This is a genomic window from Streptomyces sp. NPDC037389, from assembly GCF_040636475.1.
Classification (GTDB): Bacteria; Actinomycetota; Actinomycetes; order Streptomycetales; family Streptomycetaceae; genus Streptomyces; species Streptomyces hesseae.
This window is the reverse complement of record NZ_JBEZUS010000007.1, coordinates 1-21123: the sequence shown is the minus strand read 5'-3', so window position 1 is coordinate 21123 and position 21123 is coordinate 1. Positions and strand designations below refer to the sequence as shown.

General features: G+C 71.9%; 22 protein-coding genes. 8 read left to right on the top strand and 14 right to left on the bottom strand.

All coding sequences use genetic code 11. From position 1 onward, the window contains the following. The first annotated feature begins 26 nt into the window (after positions 1-26). Positions 27-509 (top strand): hypothetical protein, encoded by a 483-nt coding sequence (locus tag AB0E98_RS16740; protein ID WP_361702843.1) that lies wholly within the window; start codon positions 27-29, stop codon positions 507-509. 123 nt (positions 510-632) lie between these two features. Here the strand turns inward: AB0E98_RS16740 and AB0E98_RS16735 are convergent, their stop codons facing one another. From AB0E98_RS16735 to afsQ1, 5 genes are all read right to left on the bottom strand, one after another. Further along, positions 633-845 (bottom strand): PspC domain-containing protein, encoded by a 213-nt coding sequence (locus tag AB0E98_RS16735; protein ID WP_311611481.1) that lies wholly within the window; start codon positions 843-845, stop codon positions 633-635. A gap of 84 nt (positions 846-929) precedes the next feature. Further along, complete coding sequence (locus tag AB0E98_RS16730) at positions 930-1484, bottom strand: VanZ family protein (protein WP_361702841.1); 555 nt, start codon at positions 1482-1484, stop codon at positions 930-932. 54 nt (positions 1485-1538) lie between these two features. Further along, a complete protein-coding gene (locus AB0E98_RS16725; protein WP_361702839.1) occupies positions 1539-2204 on the bottom strand; it encodes a hypothetical protein in 666 nt (221 codons plus the stop codon). Then, complete coding sequence (locus AB0E98_RS16720) at positions 2201-3757, bottom strand: HAMP domain-containing sensor histidine kinase (RefSeq protein ID WP_361702837.1); 1557 nt, start codon at positions 3755-3757, stop codon at positions 2201-2203. Before AB0E98_RS16720 ends, AB0E98_RS16725 begins: the two co-directional genes overlap by 4 nt. 63 nt (positions 3758-3820) lie before the next feature. Beyond that, a complete protein-coding gene (gene afsQ1 / locus AB0E98_RS16715; protein ID WP_189453544.1) occupies positions 3821-4498 on the bottom strand; it encodes a two-component system response regulator AfsQ1 in 678 nt (225 codons plus the stop codon). A 219-nt stretch (positions 4499-4717) separates the two neighbouring features. Here afsQ1 and AB0E98_RS16710 point away from each other — a divergent pair, with 219 nt between their 5' ends. Beyond that, positions 4718-5473 (top strand): SigE family RNA polymerase sigma factor, encoded by a 756-nt coding sequence (locus tag AB0E98_RS16710; protein ID WP_311611474.1) that lies wholly within the window; start codon positions 4718-4720, stop codon positions 5471-5473. 155 nt (positions 5474-5628) lie between these two features. Here AB0E98_RS16710 and AB0E98_RS16705 read toward each other — a convergent pair whose 3' ends face one another. Beyond that, on the bottom strand, positions 5629-6285 hold the full coding sequence (locus AB0E98_RS16705) for an ATP-binding protein (RefSeq protein WP_361702835.1): 657 nt from the start codon (positions 6283-6285) through the stop codon (positions 5629-5631). A 152-nt stretch (positions 6286-6437) separates the two neighbouring features. On the opposite strand from AB0E98_RS16705, the gene AB0E98_RS16700 reads away from it, so the two are divergent. After that, positions 6438-6806: a hypothetical protein gene (locus AB0E98_RS16700; RefSeq protein ID WP_361702833.1), complete on the top strand. Its 369-nt coding sequence runs from the start codon at positions 6438-6440 to the stop codon at positions 6804-6806. A gap of 100 nt (positions 6807-6906) precedes the next feature. Here AB0E98_RS16700 and AB0E98_RS16695 read toward each other — a convergent pair whose 3' ends face one another. From AB0E98_RS16695 to deoC, 3 genes are read right to left on the bottom strand one after another with little or no spacing between them, the layout of a single operon-like run. Beyond that, positions 6907-7791 (bottom strand): aldehyde dehydrogenase family protein, encoded by an 885-nt coding sequence (locus AB0E98_RS16695; protein ID WP_361702832.1) that lies wholly within the window; start codon positions 7789-7791, stop codon positions 6907-6909. Beyond that, complete coding sequence (locus AB0E98_RS16690; RefSeq protein WP_361702831.1) at positions 7784-9214, bottom strand: aldehyde dehydrogenase family protein; 1431 nt, start codon at positions 9212-9214, stop codon at positions 7784-7786. Before AB0E98_RS16690 ends, AB0E98_RS16695 begins: the two co-directional genes overlap by 8 nt. 2 nt (positions 9215-9216) lie before the next feature. Further along, positions 9217-10158, bottom strand: coding sequence for a deoxyribose-phosphate aldolase (gene deoC / locus AB0E98_RS16685; RefSeq protein ID WP_361703598.1), 942 nt, complete (start codon positions 10156-10158; stop codon positions 9217-9219). A gap of 337 nt (positions 10159-10495) precedes the next feature. Between deoC and AB0E98_RS16680 the strand changes: the two genes are divergently transcribed. The 3 genes from AB0E98_RS16680 to AB0E98_RS16670 all read left to right on the top strand — a co-directional run bounded on the left by AB0E98_RS16680 (position 10496) and on the right by AB0E98_RS16670 (position 13231). Then, on the top strand, positions 10496-11833 hold the full coding sequence (locus AB0E98_RS16680; RefSeq protein ID WP_361702830.1) for a hypothetical protein: 1338 nt from the start codon (positions 10496-10498) through the stop codon (positions 11831-11833). 86 nt (positions 11834-11919) lie between these two features. After that, complete coding sequence (locus AB0E98_RS16675; protein WP_361702829.1) at positions 11920-12567, top strand: class F sortase; 648 nt, start codon at positions 11920-11922, stop codon at positions 12565-12567. A 28-nt stretch (positions 12568-12595) separates the two neighbouring features. Then, the gene (locus AB0E98_RS16670) at positions 12596-13231 is read left to right on the top strand and encodes a PH domain-containing protein (RefSeq protein ID WP_361702828.1); all 636 of its coding nucleotides are present in this window, start codon (positions 12596-12598) and stop codon (positions 13229-13231) included. 306 nt (positions 13232-13537) lie between these two features. Here the strand turns inward: AB0E98_RS16670 and AB0E98_RS16665 are convergent, their stop codons facing one another. From AB0E98_RS16665 to AB0E98_RS16655, 3 genes are all read right to left on the bottom strand, one after another. Continuing rightward, positions 13538-15223, bottom strand: coding sequence for a phospho-sugar mutase (locus AB0E98_RS16665; protein ID WP_361702826.1), 1686 nt, complete (start codon positions 15221-15223; stop codon positions 13538-13540). Between the two features lie 343 nt (positions 15224-15566). Beyond that, positions 15567-16388 carry a purine-nucleoside phosphorylase gene (locus tag AB0E98_RS16660; RefSeq protein ID WP_361702824.1) on the bottom strand — a complete coding sequence of 274 codons (822 nt, stop codon included), beginning with the start codon at positions 16386-16388 and terminating at the stop codon, positions 15567-15569. A gap of 122 nt (positions 16389-16510) precedes the next feature. Next, the gene (locus AB0E98_RS16655) at positions 16511-16948 is read right to left on the bottom strand and encodes a gamma-glutamylcyclotransferase (protein ID WP_126915713.1); all 438 of its coding nucleotides are present in this window, start codon (positions 16946-16948) and stop codon (positions 16511-16513) included. A gap of 165 nt (positions 16949-17113) precedes the next feature. On the opposite strand from AB0E98_RS16655, the gene AB0E98_RS16650 reads away from it, so the two are divergent. Beyond that, positions 17114-18562, top strand: a complete 1449-nt coding sequence (locus tag AB0E98_RS16650; protein WP_361702822.1) for an NAD(P)H-quinone dehydrogenase — start codon at positions 17114-17116, stop codon at positions 18560-18562. Between the two features lie 100 nt (positions 18563-18662). Further along, positions 18663-19706, top strand: coding sequence for a DeoR/GlpR family DNA-binding transcription regulator (locus tag AB0E98_RS16645; protein WP_361702821.1), 1044 nt, complete (start codon positions 18663-18665; stop codon positions 19704-19706). A 64-nt stretch (positions 19707-19770) separates the two neighbouring features. Here the strand turns inward: AB0E98_RS16645 and AB0E98_RS16640 are convergent, their stop codons facing one another. Then, positions 19771-20358, bottom strand: coding sequence for a helix-turn-helix domain-containing protein (locus tag AB0E98_RS16640; protein WP_361702819.1), 588 nt, complete (start codon positions 20356-20358; stop codon positions 19771-19773). A gap of 253 nt (positions 20359-20611) precedes the next feature. Next, positions 20612-21123, bottom strand: a 512-nt coding sequence (locus AB0E98_RS16635) for a biotin/lipoyl-containing protein (protein WP_361702817.1), incomplete at its 5' end; no start/stop codon positions are given.

Below are 21123 nucleotides of genomic sequence, written 5' to 3'. Positions count from 1 at the left end.
CACGTCACGAGTCGAGGACAGAACAGATGAAGCAGGCATCTCTCAAGGCCCTTGGCGCCGCCGTCGTCGGTGCCGCCATCGCCGTCGGCGCTGCGGGCACCGCCGCCGCCGGCACGCTGGAGTCGGTCACCACCACGGCCACCGGCGCGGCCAAGGGACTTCCGCTGGAGCAGGTCGCCCCGGCGGCCCCGATGGGCGGCCCGGCGCTCGTCGCCTCGGACCGGCTGATCCGCTCCGGCGTCCTGGAGCAGTCGGCGAGGGCCGCCGACACGGCGCTGGCCCCGCACCTGCCCACCGAGAAGCTGGACAAGCTCACCGGGCACCCGCAGAAGGCGACGGCCGAGGCCACCACCCCCACGGGGAAATCCGCAGGGAAGCCCGCCGGGAAGCCGGCCGCCGCCCCCGCCGACAACAAGGGCAACGCCGGTCTCCTCGGCGGTCTGCCCACCAAGGCCATCGCCCCCAACGGCCTCTCGCTGCCGGGTCTGGGCACCCCCAACATGAAGTGACACACGCGGAGTCGGACGAATCGGACGAGGCGAACGGGCCGCGCACCCCCGGCAGGGGTACGCGGCCCGCGCGTCGTACAGCGGAGGTTCCTGCAGCGGAGGTTCCTACGGAGACCCGGCGGGTCACCAGGCCTTGGCGGCCGCCCGGGGGCTGCCCTCGGAGGGCATCAGGATCCACAGCGCGATGTAGAGGACGAACTGCGGGCCGGGCAGCAGGCACGACAGCAGGAACAGCACCCGCATCGTCGTCCGGGACGTTCCGAAGCGCTCGGCCAGACCCGCGCAGACTCCGGCGATCATCCTGTGGTTACGGGGGCGGACCAGCGGAGCGGACATGGCGGCGACTCCTTCGCATCGGGTTCATGTCGTCGCTTGACGATGACTCCACGCTACGGTCGCCGTACCGGGCAAAGCGTCACTCTACGGGGCGATCCCGACCCTGGGGATCGTCGGGGTCAGGGCGCACTCCGCCTCCTCCCGGCGGGGGGCCCGGGTAGGTCCCGCCTCGGCCCTGCGGCGTAGCCGGGCCCGTACCGCCGGGACGACCGCGAGGTGGGCGGCCGTCACCCCGGTGATGTTGAGCAGCAGCGCGTCCACGTCCAGCACCTGGCCCGCCACCCCGCTCCCCACCACCTGGAGGGCCAGCGAGAGCATCGCGCTGGTGAAGACCGTCCGGGCCAGCGAACCCAGCGTCGACGCCGTGATCCGGCCCGCCGCCCAGGGCAGCAGCACCCCCAGCGGCGCGAACGGCAGCACCGCCGCCCCCAGCGAGCGCGCGGCAGCCCAGGGGCTCAGCGCCAGATCGGCACGGATCGTGGCCAGCGGCTCCATATGCGCGGGGCTCACCCAGGGCGCGGTCAACGGCCGCAGGGCGAGCCAGCCGACCACGAGGAGATGGGCGGCCAGGAGGAAACAGCCCGCCACGCGGTAGCGGTGTCGGAGGGCGGGCGTACCGCCGTAGCCATGACGCTGCACGCCCCCCATGACGCCGCACGCGGGGCGCGCGGTTCCGCGTCCGGGTACAGAGAGTCAGCGCCCGTCGGCCGGTGGCAGGGGGCTGCCGTTGCTCTGCACCGTCTCCGGATGCGTACGGGTCTCGTCGGTGCAGACGTAACTCCTGGGGCGGGCGCCCGACGGCCCGCCCAGGATCACCGTGGGCCGCGCGTCGGCCGCCGGCGTCCCCGCGAACGTGCACACGACCTGCGCGAGCGCGAGCGGGGCCAGGTCGTCGGGCGGCATGTTCAGCCGGAGCGTCCCCGCCGGATCGCCCTTCGCCGGACCGCCGACGGTCAGCTGCTGGGGGACAGCCGTGGAGAAACCGGCGTCGTCCTCGGCGGGCGAGGGCGGCCGCTTGAGCTCGTCCAGCAGTGCCCGGGCGAGCGCCGCCGGGTCGCCGCCCTCCGGCACGGACACCTGCCGCGTCACGGGGAGTAGCAGCGAGGTGCACAGCAGCTGGACGGACGTGGTGGCGCTGCCAGCGGTCGCCGACGACTGCGGACCGTGCACCACGCACGTGGCCCGCGAGGGCGCGCTTCCGGCGTCCACGGGCACGGCCGTGCCCCGGATGCCGCAGCCGGACAGCCCGGCGGCGAGCGCGGCCACCCCGGCCGCCAGGGCGGCCGTGCGGATGACGACCGAACGGGCGGAACGAACAGAACGGACGGATCGACGGGACGGACCGGACCGGCGGCTCATCGGCTCTCCCCCTCGGCCGGGCCCCGCTCGGGCGCCGCGCCGGCGCCGCCGTCCGGCTCCGAGTCGCGCGGCAGCGTCAGGGTGAAGACGGCACCGCCCTCGGCGGAGTTCTCGGCGGTGATCTCGCCGCCGTGGATATGGGCGTTCTCCAGCGCGATGGACAGGCCCAGACCGCTGCCCTCCGAACGCGGCCGCGACGCGCTCGCCTTGTAGAAACGGTCGAAGACATGCGGGAGGACGTCCTCGGGGATGCCCGGCCCGTGGTCGCGCACCGCGATCACCAACGCGTCCTCCGTCTGCCGCACCGAGACCCGCACCGGCGAGCCGCCGTGCTTGAGGGCGTTGCCGATGAGGTTGGCCAGGATCACATCGAGCCGGCGCGGGTCGAGCCGGGCCATGATGCCGCGCTCGGCGTCCAGCTCGACGGCGTCCAGCCAGGCCCGCGCGTCGATGCACGCCGTGATCTGGTCGGCGATGTCCACGTGGTCCAGGACCAGCCGGGCCGTGCCCGCGTCGAAGCGGGTGACCTCCATCAGGTTCTCCACCAGGTCGTTCAGCCTGCGGGTCTCGCTCACCACGAGCTGCACCGCCGGCGCGATCATCGGATCGAGGGAGTCCGCCTCGTCCTCCAGCACCTCCGTCACGGCGGTGATCGCCGTCAGCGGGGTGCGCAGCTCGTGCGACATGTCGGCGACGAACCGGCGGCTGGAGGCCTCCCGGGAGCTGAGGTCCTCCACCCGCTTCTGCAACGCCTCGGCCGTCTTGTTGAACGTCCGCGACAGATCCGCCAGCTCGTCCGTGCCCGAGACCCGCAGCCGGGTGTCCAGCTTCCCCTCGCCCAGTCTGCGCGCCGCGTCGCCGAGCCGCTGCACGGGCCGCAGCACCGTGGAGGCCGCGGCCTGCGCCAGCAGCGCCGAGCCGATCAGCGCCAGGCCGGTGGCGATCCCCAGCGACCAGGCCAGGGAGTTCAGGTCGGCCCGCTCGTTCTCCAGGGACTTCAGCAGATAGCCCGTCGGCCCGCCGCCGATCACCTTCGCGCCGCCGACCAGATACGGCTTGCCGCCGAGGGTGATCCGCTGCCAGTACAGGTGGTACGGGTAGGGGTTGGACTCGTCGACCTTCCGCTCCCGGTTGACGGCGGTGACCAGCGTCTTCGGCACGACGGACAGGGTGAACAGATCGCGGTCGGAGGGCGCGGCGCAGGTGGTGCCGCCCTTGACGGCGCCGATCAGCAGCACCTCGTACTTCTGCGAGGTGGCCGCCATCCGGTCGGCCGCCTCCTGGAGATCCGCGCACGTGGGCACGAGCGGCAGCGAACCGGTGTTGTCCTGCAACGACTTGCGGAAGTCGTCCAGGGCGGCGTTCTGCGTCCGGGTGAGGACCGCGTCACGGTTCAGCCAGTACGCGATGGCCGACGCCGACACGGCGGCGGCGAGGGCCACCAGCGCGAAGACCAGCATCAGGCGCAGCCGCAGGCTGATCCACCGCATCCCCGGTCTCAGCACGTTCCTGGCCGCCGCCCAGCCCCGCACCCGACCGGGCTCTTCAGTCACTGTCCGCTCTCAGTCCTCGTCATCGTCACTACCGCCCCCGGAACCACCAGTACTGGCAGGGGATCACTGCGGGGCGTCCAGCCGGTACCCCACCCCGCGAACCGTACGGATCAGCGTCGGGGAGGACGGCACGTCCTCGACCTTGGCGCGCAGCCGCTGGACACAGGCGTCCACCAGCCGGGAGTCGCCCAGGTAGTCGTGCTCCCACACCAGCCGCAGCAGCTGCTGCCGGGAGAGCGCCTGGCCCGGCCGGCGGCTGAGCTCCAGCAGCAGCCGCAGCTCGGTCGGGGTCAGCTGGAGGTCCTGGCCGTTCTTGGTGACCGTCATCGCCGACCGGTCGATGACCAGGGAACCGAACGACGCCGAGTCGCTGGACTCCCGCTCGCCCCGGCGCAGCACCGCCCTGATCCGGGCGTCCAGCACCCGGCCCTGCACCGGCTTGACCACATAGTCGTCGGCGCCGGACTCCAGCCCGACCACCACGTCGATGTCGTCGTTGCGCGCGGTCAGCAGAATGATCGGCAACTGGTCCGTCCGCCGGATCCGCCGGCACACCTCGAAGCCGTCGATGCCGGGCAGCATCACGTCCAGCACGATCAGGTCCGGACGCTGCTCCCGCAGCATCTTCAGGCCCTCCTCGCCCGACGCGGCGGTCACCACACGGTGACCCTGGCGGGACAAGGAGAACTCCAGAGCCGTGCGGATGGCGTCGTCGTCCTCGATCAGCAACAGGAAAGGCACAGTGGTCATTCTGGCCTAAGAGTGGCCGGTAGTTCGACAGAAGGACGCCGCAGCGACCCCGGCCGGTCCCGCAACGGGCGCGGCGAGGCCTGTTGCAGTGCTGTGACAGTCGGCGGACAACGCCATGAAACTGGCCCGGCAGGCTGTGATGCACCGGGCAGGACAGAGGTCCGGGAAACACTGCCGGACCCAACTGGCTCCACCGACGGGGGGCGCGAAATGAACGCACTGCATGCCACTGCGACCAGCGCAGTTCGCACGCGCCTGCACGACGCCGGGCGGGGCACCGAGAAGTCCGGTGCCGTGGGCGGGCGGGGGTGCGCTCGCGGCACCGGACGCACGGCAAGGCCGCCGTACATGGTGGCCATCGACGCGATCGCGTACGGGGAGGCCACGGTGGGCGCGGGGGGCGCCGCCACGGCCGACGGGGGGAGCGACACCGGTGTGTCGCGGACGGAGGCGGAGTTCACCGCCTACGTCCAGGAGCGCCGGGCCTCCCTGTACGCGACCGCGTACCACCTGACCGGTGACCGCCACGAGGCGGAGGACCTGCTCCAGAGCGCGCTGTTCTCCACGTACCGCGCCTGGGACCGGATCTCCGACAAGGCGGCGGTCGGCGGCTATCTGCGCCGCACCATGACCAATCTCCACATCAGCGCCTGGCGGCGCCGGAAGCTGAATGAGTACCCGACCGAGGAGCTGCCGGAGACGGCCGCCGATTCGGACGCGATGCGCGGCACCGAGCTGCGCGCCGTGCTCTGGCAGGCCCTCGCCCGGCTGCCCGAGCTCCAGCGCACCATGCTGGTCCTGCGCTACTACGAGGGCCGTACGGACCCGGAGATCGCGGAGATCCTGGACATCAGCGTCGGCACGGTCAAGAGCAGCATCTGGCGGTCGCTGCGGCGGCTGCGCGAGGACGAGACGATCGGCTCCGAGCGGGGCGTCCGCGAGTCCTTCGGGGAGCTCGTGGCGTAACGGACCCGGGTCGTAACGGACCGGGTCGACGAGGAAAGCCGACGGGGGACAACGGGGGAACAGCAGGACCAACGGGGGAAAACGGGGGGAAGAGAGCGGGCCGGCGGTCGGGGGGACCGCCGGGCCCGCTCTCGTCGTTTCTCCGGACGCGTTCTTCAGACGCGGACGGTCTCGCGGTGGCCGGCGGCCGCCGCGGCGATCCGGCCCATGGCGGCGTCCCGGCCGCAGGCGAAGGCGCCCAGCGCCGTCTGGCGAGCCACGATGCCGCGCTCGGCGCGCATCAGCCGCAGGCCGCGCCGGACCAGGTACGGAACGGGCTTGCGGGCCTCGCGGATGTCGCGCAGCAGCCGCTGGCGGAACGTGGCGGAGGGCCGGCCGCGCAGGCACAGGGCGTCCGCGAGGTGCCCGAGGTCCCGGCAGCGGCCGATGACGTCGGCGGCGAAGATCCCCTCGGCGATGAACAGCGGGGTCCGCCCGATGTCCAGACGGCTCTCACCGGTCCGCGAGCTGGTGGAGATGTCATACACCGGCACGTTCGTCCGGGACGTGCGGCACAGCTCGTCGATCGCGGCCACGGCGGCCTCCGCGTCCCACGACAGCGGGGAGTCCCAGTCCGTGCCGCCGTCGTCCGGGAGGGGCGGCAGCGTCGGGTCGTCGCCCTCCTTGTAGAAGTCGTCGAGGTTGAGCACCGGCAGCCCGGTACGGGCGGCGAGGGAGGACTTTCCGGAGCCGGAGGGGCCGGTGAGCAGGATGACGCGCGCGGCGGGCGAGTGGGAGGTCACGGGACACCAGTGTGAGGCATTGGGCCGCATGGGGGATCCCCCTGGGTCGCGACGTGCGCGCAAAGTAGTCGATCCACTACGTTGCGTTGTCGTTCCTTACCTTCTCACGGCAGGTGGTCATGGCCTCCCACGCACGTCACGCACGTCACGCGTCCCCTCCTCCTCCGCGCCGGCGCACGCTGATGCGCGTCGGGCTGACCGTATCCGCGGGCGCGGCGCTCGCCGCGGGCGGCGCGGCCACGGCCCACGCCGAACCGCAGGCGCCACGCGCCCAGCTGGGCCGCACGGACGTCGGGGCGGCGTTCGTGGGCACCGGTATCGCCCTGGAGAAGTCCGTCGAGGGCCTCTCGCCGGTGCTGAAGTCCTTTAAGTACCACCCGCTCGCGGCCACCCCGGTGGACCCGCTGAACAACGGCGCCCGCACCCAGGTCGCGGACTTCAAGCCGGTCGGCACCGACGTGGTGACCTCCCCGGTCACCAACCGGGGCCAGGTCGGCGACCTGCCCCTGGTGGGCCAGGCGCTGAACGTGCTGCCGGGCAACGGCGGCTGAACCGACGGCGTCCGGGCACGACGACGGCGGCGGCGGCTTCCCGCGAGGGAAACCGCCGCCGTCGTCATGTCACCGTCGTCATGTCACGACCGGGGGTCCGTCAGTAGGACGAGCCGCCCGCGCCCAGCGAACCCGTCGGGTGCCAGACGGTCTTCGTCTCCAGGTACGCCATCAGGCGCTTGGTGCCCGGGTCGGCGGACCAGTCCACAGCCTGTGGACGGACGACGCGCTTGAGGTTGTCGGCCGCGGCCGTCTCCAGGGCCTTCGCCAGCTCGGCGTCGGCACCCGCGAGGTCCAGGGCGTTGACGTCCTGGTGGGCGGCGAGGGCCGGGAAGATCTCCGCGGCCTTGCCGGACAGGATGTTGACCACGCCACCGGGCACGTCGGAGGTGGCCAGCACCTCGCCCAGCGACAGCGCGGGCAGCGGCGCCTTCTCGGACGCGACGACGACCACCGTGCTGCCGCCGGCGATCACCGGGGCGATCACGGAGACCAGGCCCAGCAGCGACGACTCCTGCGGGGCCACGACGGCCACGACACCGGTCGGCTCGGGGGAGGAGACGTTGAAGAACGGCCCCGCCACCGGGTTGGTGCCCCCGGCGATCTGGGCGATCTTGTCGGTCCAGCCCGCGTACCAGACCCAGCGGTCGATCGCGGCATCCACCTGGGCGGCGGCCTTGGACTTCGAGAGCCCCTCGGCATCGGCCACCTCGGCGACGAACTGGTCCCGGCGGCCCTCCAGCATCTCGGCGACGCGGTAGAGCACCTGACCGCGGTTGTACGCGGTGGCGCCCGACCACGTGCCGAAGGCCTTGCGGGCCGCGACTACGGCGTCACGGCCGTCCTTGCGGGACGACAGCGGCGCGTTGGCGAGCCACTTGCCCTTTGTGTCGGTCACCTCGTACACCCGCCCGCTCTCGGACCGGGGGAACTTGCCCCCGACGAACAGCTTGTAGGTCTTGAAGACACTGAGCCGATCAGACATCGAGGTAGGCCTCCAGACCGTGACGACCGCCCTCGCGCCCGAAACCGGACTCCTTGTAACCACCGAAGGGCGACGTGGGATCGAACTTGTTGAACGTGTTGGCCCACACCACACCGGCGCGCAGCTTGCTCGCCACGGCCAGCATCCGCGAGCCCTTCTCGGTCCAGATGCCGGCCGACAGGCCGTACTCCGAGTTGTTGGCCTTGGCCACGGCCTCGGCGGGGGTGCGGAAGGTCAGCACGGAGAGCACCGGGCCGAAGATCTCCTCGCGGGCGATCCGGTGCGCCTGTGAGACGCCCGTGAACAGCGTCGGGGCGAACCAGTAGCCGTTCTCCGGCAGCTCGCAGGCCGGGGCCCAGCGCTCGGCGCCCTCGGCCTCGCCGCTGTCGGCCAGCGCCCGGATACGGGCCAGCTGCTCGGCGGAGTTGATCGCGCCGACGTCGGTGTTCTTGTCCAGCGGGTCGCCCACGCGGAGCGTGGACATCCGGCGCTTCAGGGCGTCCAGCAGCTCGTCCTGGATCGACTCCTGCACCAGCAGGCGCGAACCGGCGCAGCAGACCTGGCCCTGGTTGAAGAAGATCCCGTTGATGATCCCCTCGACCGCCTGGTCGATCGGCGCGTCGTCGAAGACGATGTTGGCGCCCTTGCCGCCCAGCTCCAGGGTGAGCTTCTTGTCCGTACCGGCGACGGTCCGGGCGATCGCCTTGCCGACGCCGGTGGAGCCGGTGAAGGCGACCTTGTCGATCCCGTCGTGCGCGACGAGCGCGGCGCCGGTCGTGCCGTCACCGGTGAGGATGTTGACGACACCCTTCGGCAGGCCCGCCTGGCGGCAGATGTCGGCGAAGAACAGCGCCGACAGCGGCGTGGTCTCGGCCGGCTTCAGCACGACGGTGTTGCCCGCGGCCAGCGCCGGGGCGATCTTCCACGCCAGCATCAGCAGCGGGAAGTTCCAGGGAATGACCTGCCCGGCGACACCCAGCGGCTTCGGGTCCGGCCCGAAACCGGCGTGGCCCAGCTTGTCGGCCCAGCCCGCGTAGTAGAAGAAGTGCGCGGCGACCAGCGGAAGGTCCGCGTCGCGCGTCTCCTTGATCGGCTTGCCGTTGTCCAGGGTCTCCAGGACGGCCAGCTCGCGCGAGCGCTCCTGGATGATCCGGGCGATGCGGAAGAGGTACTTCGCGCGCTCGGAACCCGGCAGCGCGGACCACTTCTCGAACGCCTTGCGGGCGGCCTTCACCGCCGCGTCGACGTCCTCGGCCGAGGCCTGCGCGACCTCGGACAGCACTTCCTCCGTCGACGGCGAGACGGTCTTGAAGACCTTCCCGTCGGACGCCTCGCGGAACTCGCCGTCGATGAACAGCCCGTACGACGGGGCGATGTCGACGACCGAGCGCGACTCGGGCGCCGGAGCGTATTCAAAAGCCATGGTCAGTCCACCGTCACATAGTCGGGACCGGAGTAGCGCCCGGTGCTGAGCTTCTGGCGCTGCATCAGCAGGTCGTTGAGCAGGCTGGAGGCGCCGAAGCGGAACCACTCGTTGGTCAGCCACTCCTCGCCCACGGTCTCATTGACCAGCACCAGGAACTTCATGGCGTCCTTGGTCGTCCGGATGCCGCCGGCCGGCTTCACTCCGACCTGTACCCCGGTCGCGGCGTGGAAGTCGCGCACGGCCTCCAGCATCAGGAGCGTGTTCGCCGGGGTGGCGTTCACGGCGACCTTGCCGGTGGACGTCTTGATGAAGTCGGCGCCCGCGAGCATGCCCAGCCAGGAGGCGCGGCGGATGTTGTCGTACGTCGACAGCTCGCCGGTCTCGAAGATGACCTTCAGCCGGGCGGCGCTGCCGTCGGGGCGGCGGCAGGCGTCCTTGACGGCCTTGATCTCCTCGAAGACGGAGAGGTAACGGCCGGACAGGAAGGCACCGCGGTCGATGACCATGTCGATCTCGTCCGCGCCCGCGGCGACGGCGTCGGCCGTGTCGGCCAGCTTGACGGGGAGGGCGGCGCGACCGGCCGGGAAGGCCGTCGCGACGGAGGCGACCTTGACCTCCGAGCCCGCGAGGGCCTCGGCGGCGGTCGCCACCATGTCGGGATAGACGCAGATCGCGGCGGTGCGCGGCGTACCGCGGTCCGTCGGGTCCGGGTTGAGGGCCTTGGCGCACAGCGCCCGGACCTTGCCCGGGGTGTCCGCGCCCTCCAGGGTCGTCAGGTCGATCATGGAGATCGCCAGGTCGATGGCGTACGCCTTCGCCGTCGTCTTGATCGATCGGGTGCCCAGCGCCGCGGCGCGGGCCTCCAGCCCGACCGGGTCGACGCCCGGGAGGCCGTGCAGGAAGCGGCGCAGCGAGGCGTCGGAGGCGGTGACGTCCGCCATCGAAGCGAGTCGCTCAGCGGCCTCGTTGCCGGATGAGGAGAACCTCGGGGAGGGGGTCATGGTCACCGGATGAGCATATCTACGCGCGTAGCGCGTGTCACCCCCTCCGGAGGCTCTTCTTCCGGGGCGGGGGATATGTCGTGACTCATCCAGATTCAATGGCAAGCGATGGGCCATCTTCCGGTTGCTGTCGATGTTTGGTGACAAATGCGCGAAGGCGTGATCACACAAGATCCATAGATTCTTCTCAGCAACACCGCCCGCCCTCTCCGGCCTCAACCGAACCGAGGAAAGCGGCATGCGAATCCCCTACCTCTGACTCCACTAGGAGCCCTGCATGTCTGCTCTGTCCCCGCGCCGCTCCGCACTGCGTGCCGCGATCACCACCGCCGCCCTCGCGGGTGCCGTTCTGGCCCCGGCCACCGCCGCGTTCGCGGCCGAGCCGACGGCTCCCGCGGCTCCTGCCGCCCCCGTGGCTCCCGCCGCCAAGACGGCCGAGCCGACCACGGGCACCCCCGCCACCACCAAGGCGGAGGAGAAGAAGACCGAGACCGCCACCGGCACCAAGCAGGACGCCGGCACCAAGGCCGAGGCGGGCACCAAGGCCGGGACGGGCACCAAGAGCGAGACGGGCGCGAAGGCCGAGACCGGCAAGGGCGGCGAGGAGAAGGTCGTCGGCACCTGGTGGCTGCACCGCACCCTCACCCTCTCCGACGGCAGCGTGGCGAAGGTCTACGAGTCGGGCCCCGAGACCCACCGCGTGGACATCGTCTCCGGCGGCGAGGTCGTCAAGTCGGTCAAGGTCGACGGCCGGGACAAGACCTTCGAGTACAACGGCATGGAGCTCACGCTCACCGCCCTGACCGGTGAGGTCCTCGGCGGCCAGAAGGTCTTCGGCAGCTGGTGGCTGGACCACAAGGTGACCCTCGCGGACGGCAGCCTGGCGAAGGTCTACGAGTCGGGCCCGGAGACCCACCGCGTGGACATCATCTCGGGCGGTGAGGTCGTCAAGTCCGTCAAGGCCGACGGCCGGAACGTGACGTTCGAGTACCACGGCATGACGCTCACCCTCACCGCCCTGACCGGCGAGATCCTCAACGACAAGGGCGGCGCCGGCCAGGGCCACGTCACCCCCGTCCGCTACGCGGGCAACGCCATCTACATCGGCAACGGCATGGTGGCCGTGCTCCGCAACGACCCCGGGGCCGGCGGCCCCGAGGCGTGGATCCGCCACGTCGGCGAGCAGTGGAAGCCCGGCGACAACTACATGGTCAAGGTCGTCGGCAAGCTCGACCGCGACAACACGTCCGCGACGATCAAGGGCCTCCAGCTCCGCCTGGTCGACGCCGACGGCTCCGCCCCCGTGCTCGAGGTGAGCGGTGACGGCGGCACCAAGACCTTCGCCCTCCCCAAGGGACAGCCGGCCGGCAAGAGCGGCGCGTCCACCGGTTCCGGTGTCACCGCCGCCGCCACCCAGGCCAAGGCCGTCAACGCCTCCGCCCAGTTCGCCCAGACCAAGGCGATCCCGGAGGGCGGCGTGGCCGCCGGTGCCGAGGGCGTGGACGACGGCAACGACACTCTCCTTCTCGCAGCCGGTGGCGCCCTCGCCTCCGTCAGCGCCGCGGGCATCGCCTTCGCCGTGCTGCGTCGCCGCGTCGTCGGCTCCGCCGCCTGAGCCACGACCCCACCCGCTCGCGAGGGCGGGCCGCCACCTCACCGGCGGCCCGCCCTCGCGCCGTAGCGCCCGTCCAGGAGCTCCGCATGACCCCCTCCTCCGGCGACCCCGCCCGCGCCCGCCGGGCCGCGGCGGCCGCGCTGCTCGCCGTCGCCCTCGGCGGCGGACTGCTCGCCTGCGGCACCGGCCCGCACACCGCCAAGGCCGGCGCCCACGTGTCGGCGACCTCGGCACCACGCCCCTCCGCCGCTCCCGCGCTGCCCGCCTCCAAGCCCGTACGCGTCAGCATCCCGGCGGCCTCGGTCGACACCGGACCCGTCCTCGAACTCGGGCTCGCCGACGACGGCACCGTCGAGGTGCCCTCCGTCGCCCAGGCCGACCGCATCGGCTGGTACGACAAGGGCGTCACCCCCGGTGAGACCGGCCCCGCCGTCCTCATCGGCCACTACGACACCGCCGAGGGCCCGGCCGTCCTCAAGGACATCGCCAAGGTCCGCGTCGGCGACCGCGTCACCGTCACCCGCGCCGACGGCTCCACCGCGACCTTCACCGTTCGCGAACTGCAACAGGCCGACAAGAAGAACTTCCCCACCCAGCGGGTCTACGGGAACACCGACCGCCCGGAGCTCCGCCTCATCACCTGCGGCGGCGACCTCCGCGACGGCCACCGCCCCGACAACATCGTCGTCTACGCCGACCTCACGTCGAGCACTCCCGCCACCGGTCGTCCGTAGCCGCGCCCGGTCGTGCAGAATCGGCGCCATGACGAGATCCCCTGACGCCTCCGGCCAGGAATACGCCGAGCGGTGCTTCCGCTCCTCCGCCGGCATCGGCGGCGGCGTACTGCTGCTCGCCCTGTCCGCGTGGCTGGGCGGCGACGCGATGCTGCGCGGCACGGGCAACGCGCCGTGGCTCGCGCTGGCGGGGCTGCTCTTCGCGGTGCCGCTGATCGTCGCGTTCACGATCCGGCCCGCGGTGTGGGCCGGGGAGGACCGGCTGCTCGTACGGAACCCCTTCCGCACGATCACCCTGCCGTGGGCCTCGGTCGAGGGCGTCCGGGCGGGCTACTCCAGCGAGGTCTTCGCGGGCGGGAAGAAGTACCAGCTCTGGGCGATCCCCGTGTCGCTCAAGCAGCGCAAGCGGGCGGCGCGGCGGCAGGCGCGGGATGCGGCGGAGGATGTGACGGGGCGCGTCTCCGTGACGGCCGCCGCCCGGCCCGCCGCCGGGGCCTTGCGGGCCCCGTCCGACCAGGCGATCGAGGACCTGCGCGAGCTCGCGGAGCGGGGCGCTTCGCGGGAGGGGGCGCAGGGTTCGCCGTCCGTGCGGTGGGCGTACGAGGTGGTCGTGCCCTCCGTTGTGGGGCTCGCACTCTTCGCGGGGCTTGCGGTGGCTGGCTGAGCGCCGCGTTTCGGCTCACCGCCGGTGGGGGTTGCCCGCGCCTGGCGGCGCGGGGTTTCGCCCACCCGCCCGCCCGATTGCCCGGCACGGATTGCCCAGGTAGGGGGCGCGCGTTGAGGGGCATCACCGGGTAGTAGCGGAAGGGGGCGGGGTGGGGTGGATGGGCCCTGGTAGGGGCGTAAAGAGCTCTTCGCCGCTAGTGCCAGATTCCGGGTAACCAGCTACGCAGTACCAGGCACCGCGAAGAGGTCAGCCCCGTAAGGGTCCGTCCACCCCACCCCGCCCCCGACCCACAGACGGCAGGCGTCAGATGCCCGCCGCCCGCGACAGGTCCGTCTTGATGCCCGCCAGGACCTCGTCCGCGTGCCGGCGCGCGTCGGTCAGCGCCGCCGCCGACGCCACCGGCACCACGACCTCCAGGTAGCACTTCAGCTTCGGCTCCGTACCGCTCGGCCGCACGATGACCCGCGCCCCCGACACCGTCCCCGCCTCGTCGCCCGCCAGGGCGTACCGCAGGCCGTCCGTCGGCGGCAGCGACTCGGTGCCCTTCGACAGGTCCTCGGCCGACGTCACGTGCAGCCCCGCCAGGATCACCGGCGGCTGCTCGCGCAGCCGGCGCATCGCCGACGCGATCAGCGACAGGTCCTCCACCCGCACCGACAGCTGGTCCGTGGCGTGCAGCCCGTGCTCGACCGCCAGGTCGTCCAGGAGGTCGCTCAGCGTCCGGTCCGACTGCTTCAGCTCGGCCGCCAGCTCGGCGACGAGCAGCGCCGCCGTGATGCCGTCCTTGTCGCGCACGCCCTCCGGGTCGACGCAGTAGCCCAGCGCCTCCTCGTAGGCGTAGCGCAGGCCGTCCACGCGGGCGAGCCACTTGAAGCCGGTGAGCGTCTCCTCGTACGACGCGCCCGGCGCGCCCGCCGCGATGCGGGACAGCAGGGAGGACGAGACGATCGTCGTCGCGAACGCGCCACGGGCGCTCTTGTGCACCAGGTGCTCGGCCAGCAGCGCGCCCACCTCGTCGCCGCGCAGCATCCGCCAGCCCTCGACGTTGTCGGGGTCCGGCACGGCCACGGCGCAGCGGTCCGCGTCGGGGTCGTTGGCGATGATGATGTCGGGCGCGCCGCCCGCCTCCGCGGCCGCGCGGGCCGTCGCGAAGGCGAGGTCCATCGCGCCCGGCTCCTCCGGGTTGGGGAAGGCCACCGTCGGGAAGTCCGGGTCCGGCTCGGCCTGCTCGGCGACGACGACCGGCTCCGGGAAGCCCGCGCGCTCGAACGCGGCGGTCAGCACGGAGCGGCCCACGCCGTGCATCGGCGTGTAGACGACGCGGATGTCACGGGCGGAGCCGTTGGTGAGAACGGCGTCGGTGCGCGCCAGGTAGGCGCCGACGACGTCCTCCTCGCGGAGGATCTCCCAGCCCTCGGACGGGCGCGGGACCTCGTCCAGGCCGGCGATCGCGGCGATCTCGGCGGCGATGCCGGCGTCGGCGGGCGGCACGATCTGGGAGCCGTCGCCCAGGTAGACCTTGTAGCCGTTGTCGCGCGGCGGGTTGTGGCTGGCCGTGACCTCCACGCCGGCGACCGCGCCGAGGTGGCGGATGGCGAAGGCGAGGACGGGCGTGGGCAGGGGCCGCGGCAGCAGCGCGGCCTTCAGGCCCGCGCCGACCATGACGGCGGCGGTGTCCAGCGCGAAGTCGGCGGACTTGTGGCGGGCGTCGTAGCCGATGACCACGGTACCGCCGGTCTGACCCTGCTTCTTCAGGTACGCGGCGAGGCCGGCGGCGGCGCGGATGACGACGTTGCGGTTCATGCGCATGGGGCCGGCGCCGAGCTCACCGCGGAGGCCGGCGGTGCCGAACTGCAGGGTGCCGGCGAAGCGGGTGCTCAGCTCGGCGAGGTCGCCGGCCTCGATGAGCTTGGCGAGCTCGTCGCGGGTCTCGGGGTCGGGGTCCTCGGCGAGCCAGGTCCGGGCCTGTGCGATGAGGTCTCGCTCCACGGGTTCTCCTCCGGAGGGGTTCGGGGGGTGCGCTTGCGGTGCTGGGTGGGCCGGGGCCGGGGTGGAACGGACCCCTCTGGGGCTGCATTATTTACGGCCTCGGGCCATCGGAACAGCGAACCCGGCAGGTCGCCGCAAATAACGCTTTACGCCCCTGCCGGGGCCCGTCCCACCCCGGCCCCTCCCGTCGTACGGCGCCACCCGCCGCCCCGGCCGACGTCGGCGTCGGCGTCGGGCGATGCCGGGCAATCGGGCGGGCGGGTGGGGGAGGACCGCGCCGGAGGCGCGGAAACACCCGTGCCGGAGGCGCTGGAGAGCGCCCCCGGCACGGGTGGGATCAAGCTCAGAGCTTGGGCAGGACCTGGGCCAGCAGCGAGCCCATCCGCGAAGCGGCGTCGCGGCCGGCCTCGAGGACCTCTTCGTGGTTGAGGGGCTCGCCCGTCATACCGGCGGCGAGGTTGGTCACCAGGGAGATGCCCAGGACCTCCGCGCCCGCCTCGCGGGCCGCGATGGCCTCGAGGGTGGTGGACATGCCGACGAGGTCGCCACCGAGGGTGCGGACCATCTTGATCTCGGCGGGGGTCTCGTAGTGCGGGCCGGGGAGCTGGACGTAGACGCCCTCCTCCAGGGTGGCGTCCACCTCCTTGCACAGGGCGCGCAGACGGGGGGAGTACAGGTCGGTGAGGTCGACGAAGTTGGCGCCGACGATCGGCGAGGTCGCCGTCATGTTGATGTGGTCGCTGATCAGCACCGGCTGGCCGGGGCGCATGCCGTCGCGGAGACCGCCGCAGCCGTTGGTGAGGACGACGGTCTTGCAGCCGGCGGCCACGGACGTGCGGACGCCGTGGACGACGGCGGCGACACCGCGGCCCTCGTAGTAGTGCGTACGGCCGAGGAAGACGAGCGCGCGCTTGTCGTTGACCTTGTAGGAGCGGACCGTGCCCGCGTGGCCCGCGACGGCCGCGGCGGAGAAGCCGGGGAGCTCGGTCACCGGGAACTCGGCCTCGGGGGCGCCGAGGGCGTCGGTGGCGGGGACCCAGCCGGAGCCCATGACCAGGGCGACGTCGTGGGTCTCGGCGCCCGTGAGCTCGCGGAGACGGGCGGCGGCGGCGTCGGCCGCGGCGTACGGGTCGGCCTGGATGTCGGGGGTTACAGAAGCGTTCACGCGGACGAGGGTAGCCGTTCCTGGCCTACGCGCGTAGATGTCGCTGGTTACGGTGTTCCGATTGTTGCTTTGTGCGTTGCGACGAGACGGAATCGTCACTTTCCGCACATGCCCGGTAGGGCTCAGCAGGGTCGCTTGCGCAGTTCCATGACGTAGTCATGGGGCGCGCCGGCGGATTCCGCGGCGTCGGCGATCTCGCCGAGGTAGCGGGCGGAGGGGAGCCCTCCCTCGTAGCCGTTGAGGACGTAGACCCAGGCCGGCTCCTCTCCGTCGAGAGTGTGCACCCGGACCCGCATCCGGCGGTAGACATCCAGCCCGACACCCTCCCAACGGTCCATCGAGTCCTCGTCCATCGGAGCGATGTCGTAGAGGGCGACGAAGACCTGGGAGCGGGGGGCTTCGACGATCGTGGCGAGCGCGCCCTCCCAGCCCATCTGCTCCCCGCCGAAGGTCAGCCGCCAGCCGTTGAGCCAGCCGGTGCCGCGCAGCGGTGAGTGGGGGGCGCGGCGTGACATCAGCCGCGCGTCGAGGTTGCCGGCGTACGCGGCGTAGAGCGACATGGTTCCGAGGGTACGGGAGTGAGGCGGAACGGCATTTGGGGTGGCAATCTCGAAGGGGGTTCATGTGGAACGTTCTGGCGGGTTTCGCTCGGGATTCGGAGAGGATTCGCGTAGGGATCGCGCTAAGGAGGCCCCGGAAGGAGTCGCTTTGATGGGTGCGGGACAATGGAGTACGTGACTCGGATCGTGATCATCGGTGGCGGACCCGGCGGCTATGAGGCGGCGCTCGTCGCCGCTCAGCTCGGCGCGGAGGTGACCGTCGTCGACTGCGACGGTCTGGGTGGGGCATCGGTGCTGACCGACTGCGTGCCCTCGAAGACTCTTATCGCTACAGCGGAAGTGATGACCAACTTCGACTCCTCCTACGAGGAGCTGGGGATCATGGTCGCGGACGACACCCCGCCGCTGGAGAAGGCCGCCGGTGTGGTGGGCGTGGACCTGGGCAAGGTCAACCGGCGTGTGAAGCGCCTCGCGCTGGCCCAGTCGCATGACATCACCGCCTCGGTGACCCGCGCGGGTGGCCGTGTGATGCGCGGGCGCGGGCGGCTGGAGCCGCAGCAGGCGCCGGACGGGTCGCGCCGGGTGATCGTGACGGATGCCGACGGTGCCGAGGAGACGCTGGTCGCCGACGCCGTGCTGGTCGCCACCGGCGCCCACCCCCGTGAGATCCCGGACGCGCTGCCCGACGGCGAGCGCATCCTGAACTGGACGCAGGTCTACGACCTCGACGAGCTCCCCGAGGAGCTGATCGTGGTCGGCTCCGGTGTGACCGGTGCCGAGTTCGCCGGCGCCTACCAGGCGCTGGGCTCCAAGGTGACGCTGGTCTCGTCGCGCGAGCGGGTGCTGCCGGGCGAGGACCCGGACGCGGCCGCCGTGCTGGAGGACGTCTTCCGGCGCCGCGGCATGAACGTCATGGCGCGCTCGCGCGCCCAGTCCGCCAAGCGGGTGGGGGACCGGGTCGAGGTGACGCTGGCCGACGGCCGCGTGATCACCGGTACCCACTGCCTGATGGCCGTGGGCTCGATTCCCAATACGGCGGGGATCGGGCTGGAGGAGGCCGGGGTCCGGCTCCAGGAGTCCGGGCACATCTGGACGGACAAGGTCTCCCGGACGTCGGCGCCGGGCGTCTACGCGGCCGGTGACTGCACCGGTGTGTTCGCGCTGGCGTCGGTGGCGGCGATGCAGGGCCGTATCGCGATGTACCACTTCCTGGGTGACGCGGTGGCGCCGCTCAATCTCAAGACGGTATCCGCGAACGTATTTACGGATCCGGAGATTGCGACGGTCGGGTACACCCAGGCCGATGTCGACAACGGTCTCATCGACGCCCGGGTCGTCAAGCTTCCGCTGCTGCGTAATCCGCGGGCGAAGATGCAGGGCATTCGCGACGGTTTCGTGAAGATGTTCTGCCGTCCCGGCACGGGCATCGTCGTCGGTGGTGTGGTCGTCTCGCCGCGGGCCAGTGAGCTCATTCATCCGATCGCGATCGCCGTCGACAACAATCTGACGGTCGAGCAGATCGCCAACGCGTTCACCGTCTACCCGTCCCTCTCGGGCTCGGTCGCCGAGGTGGCACGGCAGTTGCACACGAGGAAGACGCAGCGCGAGGCGTAAGGAGGAGTGGCGGGGGAGTCGTTTGTTCCGGTTCCCCATACCACCTCTTGGGTCGCACTACGGACAACTTCCGTTAATTGCTGCAACCTGCTGAAAACAGATGGACGTTGGCGTTACTGTCGGTTTCGTGTTCGCTGCAGAACGTCGTCAATTGATCCTCGAAATGGTGCGGGCCAACGGGGCGGTTTCGCTCCGTGAGCTCGCCCGCGTCGTCCAGACCTCAGAAGTGACCGTACGGCGGGACGTGCGGGCGCTGGAGGCCGAAGGACTTCTCGACCGCCGGCACGGCGGTGCGGTGCTGCCGGGCGGTTTCACCAGGGAGTCCGGCTTCCCGCAGAAATCCCATCTAGCGACCGCCGAGAAGACGGCCATCGCCGATCTCGCGGCGAGCTTCGTCGAGGAAGGCGAGGCCGTCGTCGTCGGCGCCGGTACGACAACCCAGGAGCTGGCCCGCCGGCTCGCCCGCGTACCGGGTCTGACCGTGGTCACCAATTCCCTGCTCGTCGCCCAGGCCCTGGCCCACGCCAACAGGGTCGAGGTCGTCATGACCGGCGGCACCCTGAGAGGCTCCAACTACGCCCTGGTCGGCAGCGGCGCGGAGCAGTCCCTCCAGGGCCTCCGGGTGAGCAGGGCCTTCCTGTCCGGGAGCGGCCTGACGGCCGAGCGCGGGCTGTCCACGTCCAACATGCTCTCCGCGAGCGTGGACCGGGCGCTGGTGCAGGCGGCGGCGGAGGTCGTCGTCCTCGCCGACCACACCAAACTGGGCACGGACACCATGTTCCAGACCGTGCCCACCGATGTGATCACCCGGCTGGTCACCGACGAGCCGCCCCCTCATGACGAGCGGGCCGCCACCGAGCTCCAGGCCCTGGCCGACCAGGGCGTCCACATCTCGGTGGCCGGTCCGGGCGCGGGCAGTGGCCCCGCCGCGGGCGTCGTCCACGGGGACGCCGTCCCCACGGCCTCCCCGCGCCGCCGGGACGTGCCCCCGCTGCCCGGCCAGCGCAGAAGCCTGCCGCTGGGCCACGGCCAGCCGCCCGGACCGGTCCAGGGCGGACCACCGGGCGCCCAGCTGCGCAGTGCGGTCTCCCTGGGCGAGCAGGCCACGGCCCGGGTGGCGGACCTGGCACCCCGCCGACGGTAGGCAGGTCCGATGAACCCCATGGCCGCCGGAGCACCGGGGATCCGCGAGCTGTCCCCGGCGAAGGCTACGGCCGGGCTTTTAGCCCGGTCAGGGTGAGCGTGAGCAGGCGGTCGGCCAATTCCGGGTCGTCCGGGCACTGTTCGACCGCCAGCGCGATGGCGTTCGTCAGCTGCATCAGGTCCACGATGTCCACGTCGGGGCTGATGGCGCCGGCCTGCTGGGCGCGGGCGAGCAGCGCTCGGCCCGCGTCGCGCAGCGGCAGGCTGCACCGCGACATGGCGGAGCCCTCGTCCGTCTGCGCGGCCATCAGCGCCCGGGAGAGACCGCGATAGGTGCTGGCGTGCGCCACGATGGCCCGCAGCCAGGCGACCAGCGCCCGGCAGGGCTCGGGGGCCGCCAGCAGCTCGCGGGAGCGGGCGAGGATGCCGTCGACCTCGCCCTGGAAGACCGCGCTCATCAACGCCGTGCGATTGGGGAAGTGCCGGTAGAGCGTGCCGATGCCCACCCCGGCCCGCCGGGCGATGTCCTCCAGCGAGGCGTCCGTGCCGTGCTCGGTGAACGCCGTACGGGCCTCCGTGAGCAGCCGCTCGTAGTTGCGCCGTGCGTCCGCGCGCATGGGTCGTGGTGACGTCTGCGCCGCGTCGGTCGCCATTCCGTCCGTCCTCCCGATTCGATGGCCGTGCCGGTGCCGGCTGCCGGAGCCCGGGGTGGTGCCGGTTCCGGGTTGTGGTGCCGGTCAGGGCTCCGGCCCGGTGCCACGGTCCCCGTCAGTCCCTCGTTCCCCCGTCAGTCAAGGATGCCAGGCCGCCGGGGGCCCCGGACGACGAATGCCCACGGGCCCCGGCCGGGAAGGCGGCGGGGCCCGTGGGCGACGAAGCGGGGAACGCCCCGGATCAGTCCTTGGTTCAGTCCTTGATCTCGCAGATCACGGCGCCGGAGGAGACGGACGCGCCGACCTCGGCGGTGATCCCCTTGATGGTGCCGGAGCGGTGGGCGTTGATGGGCTGCTCCATCTTCATGGCCTCCAGGACCACGACGAGGTCGCCCTCGTCGACCTGCTGGCCCTCCTCGACCGCGACCTTGACGATCGTGCCCTGCATCGGGGAGGCCAGGCTGTCGCCGGAGGCGGCGGAGCCGGACTTCTTGGCCGCGCGGCGCTTGGGCTTGGCACCGCCCGCGGCGGCGGTACGGGCCAGGGTCATCCCGAGCGAGGACGGCAGGGAGACCTCAAGGCGCTTGCCGCCGACCTCGACGACGACCGTCTCACGGCCCTCGGCCTCCTCGTCCTCCTCGGCGGCGGTGCCGGAGAAGGGCGGGATGGTGTTGGTGAATTCGGTTTCGATCCAGCGGGTGTGGATGTGGAACGGGTCGCTGGTGAAGGCCGGGTCGGTGACGACCGCGCGGTGGAAGGGGATGG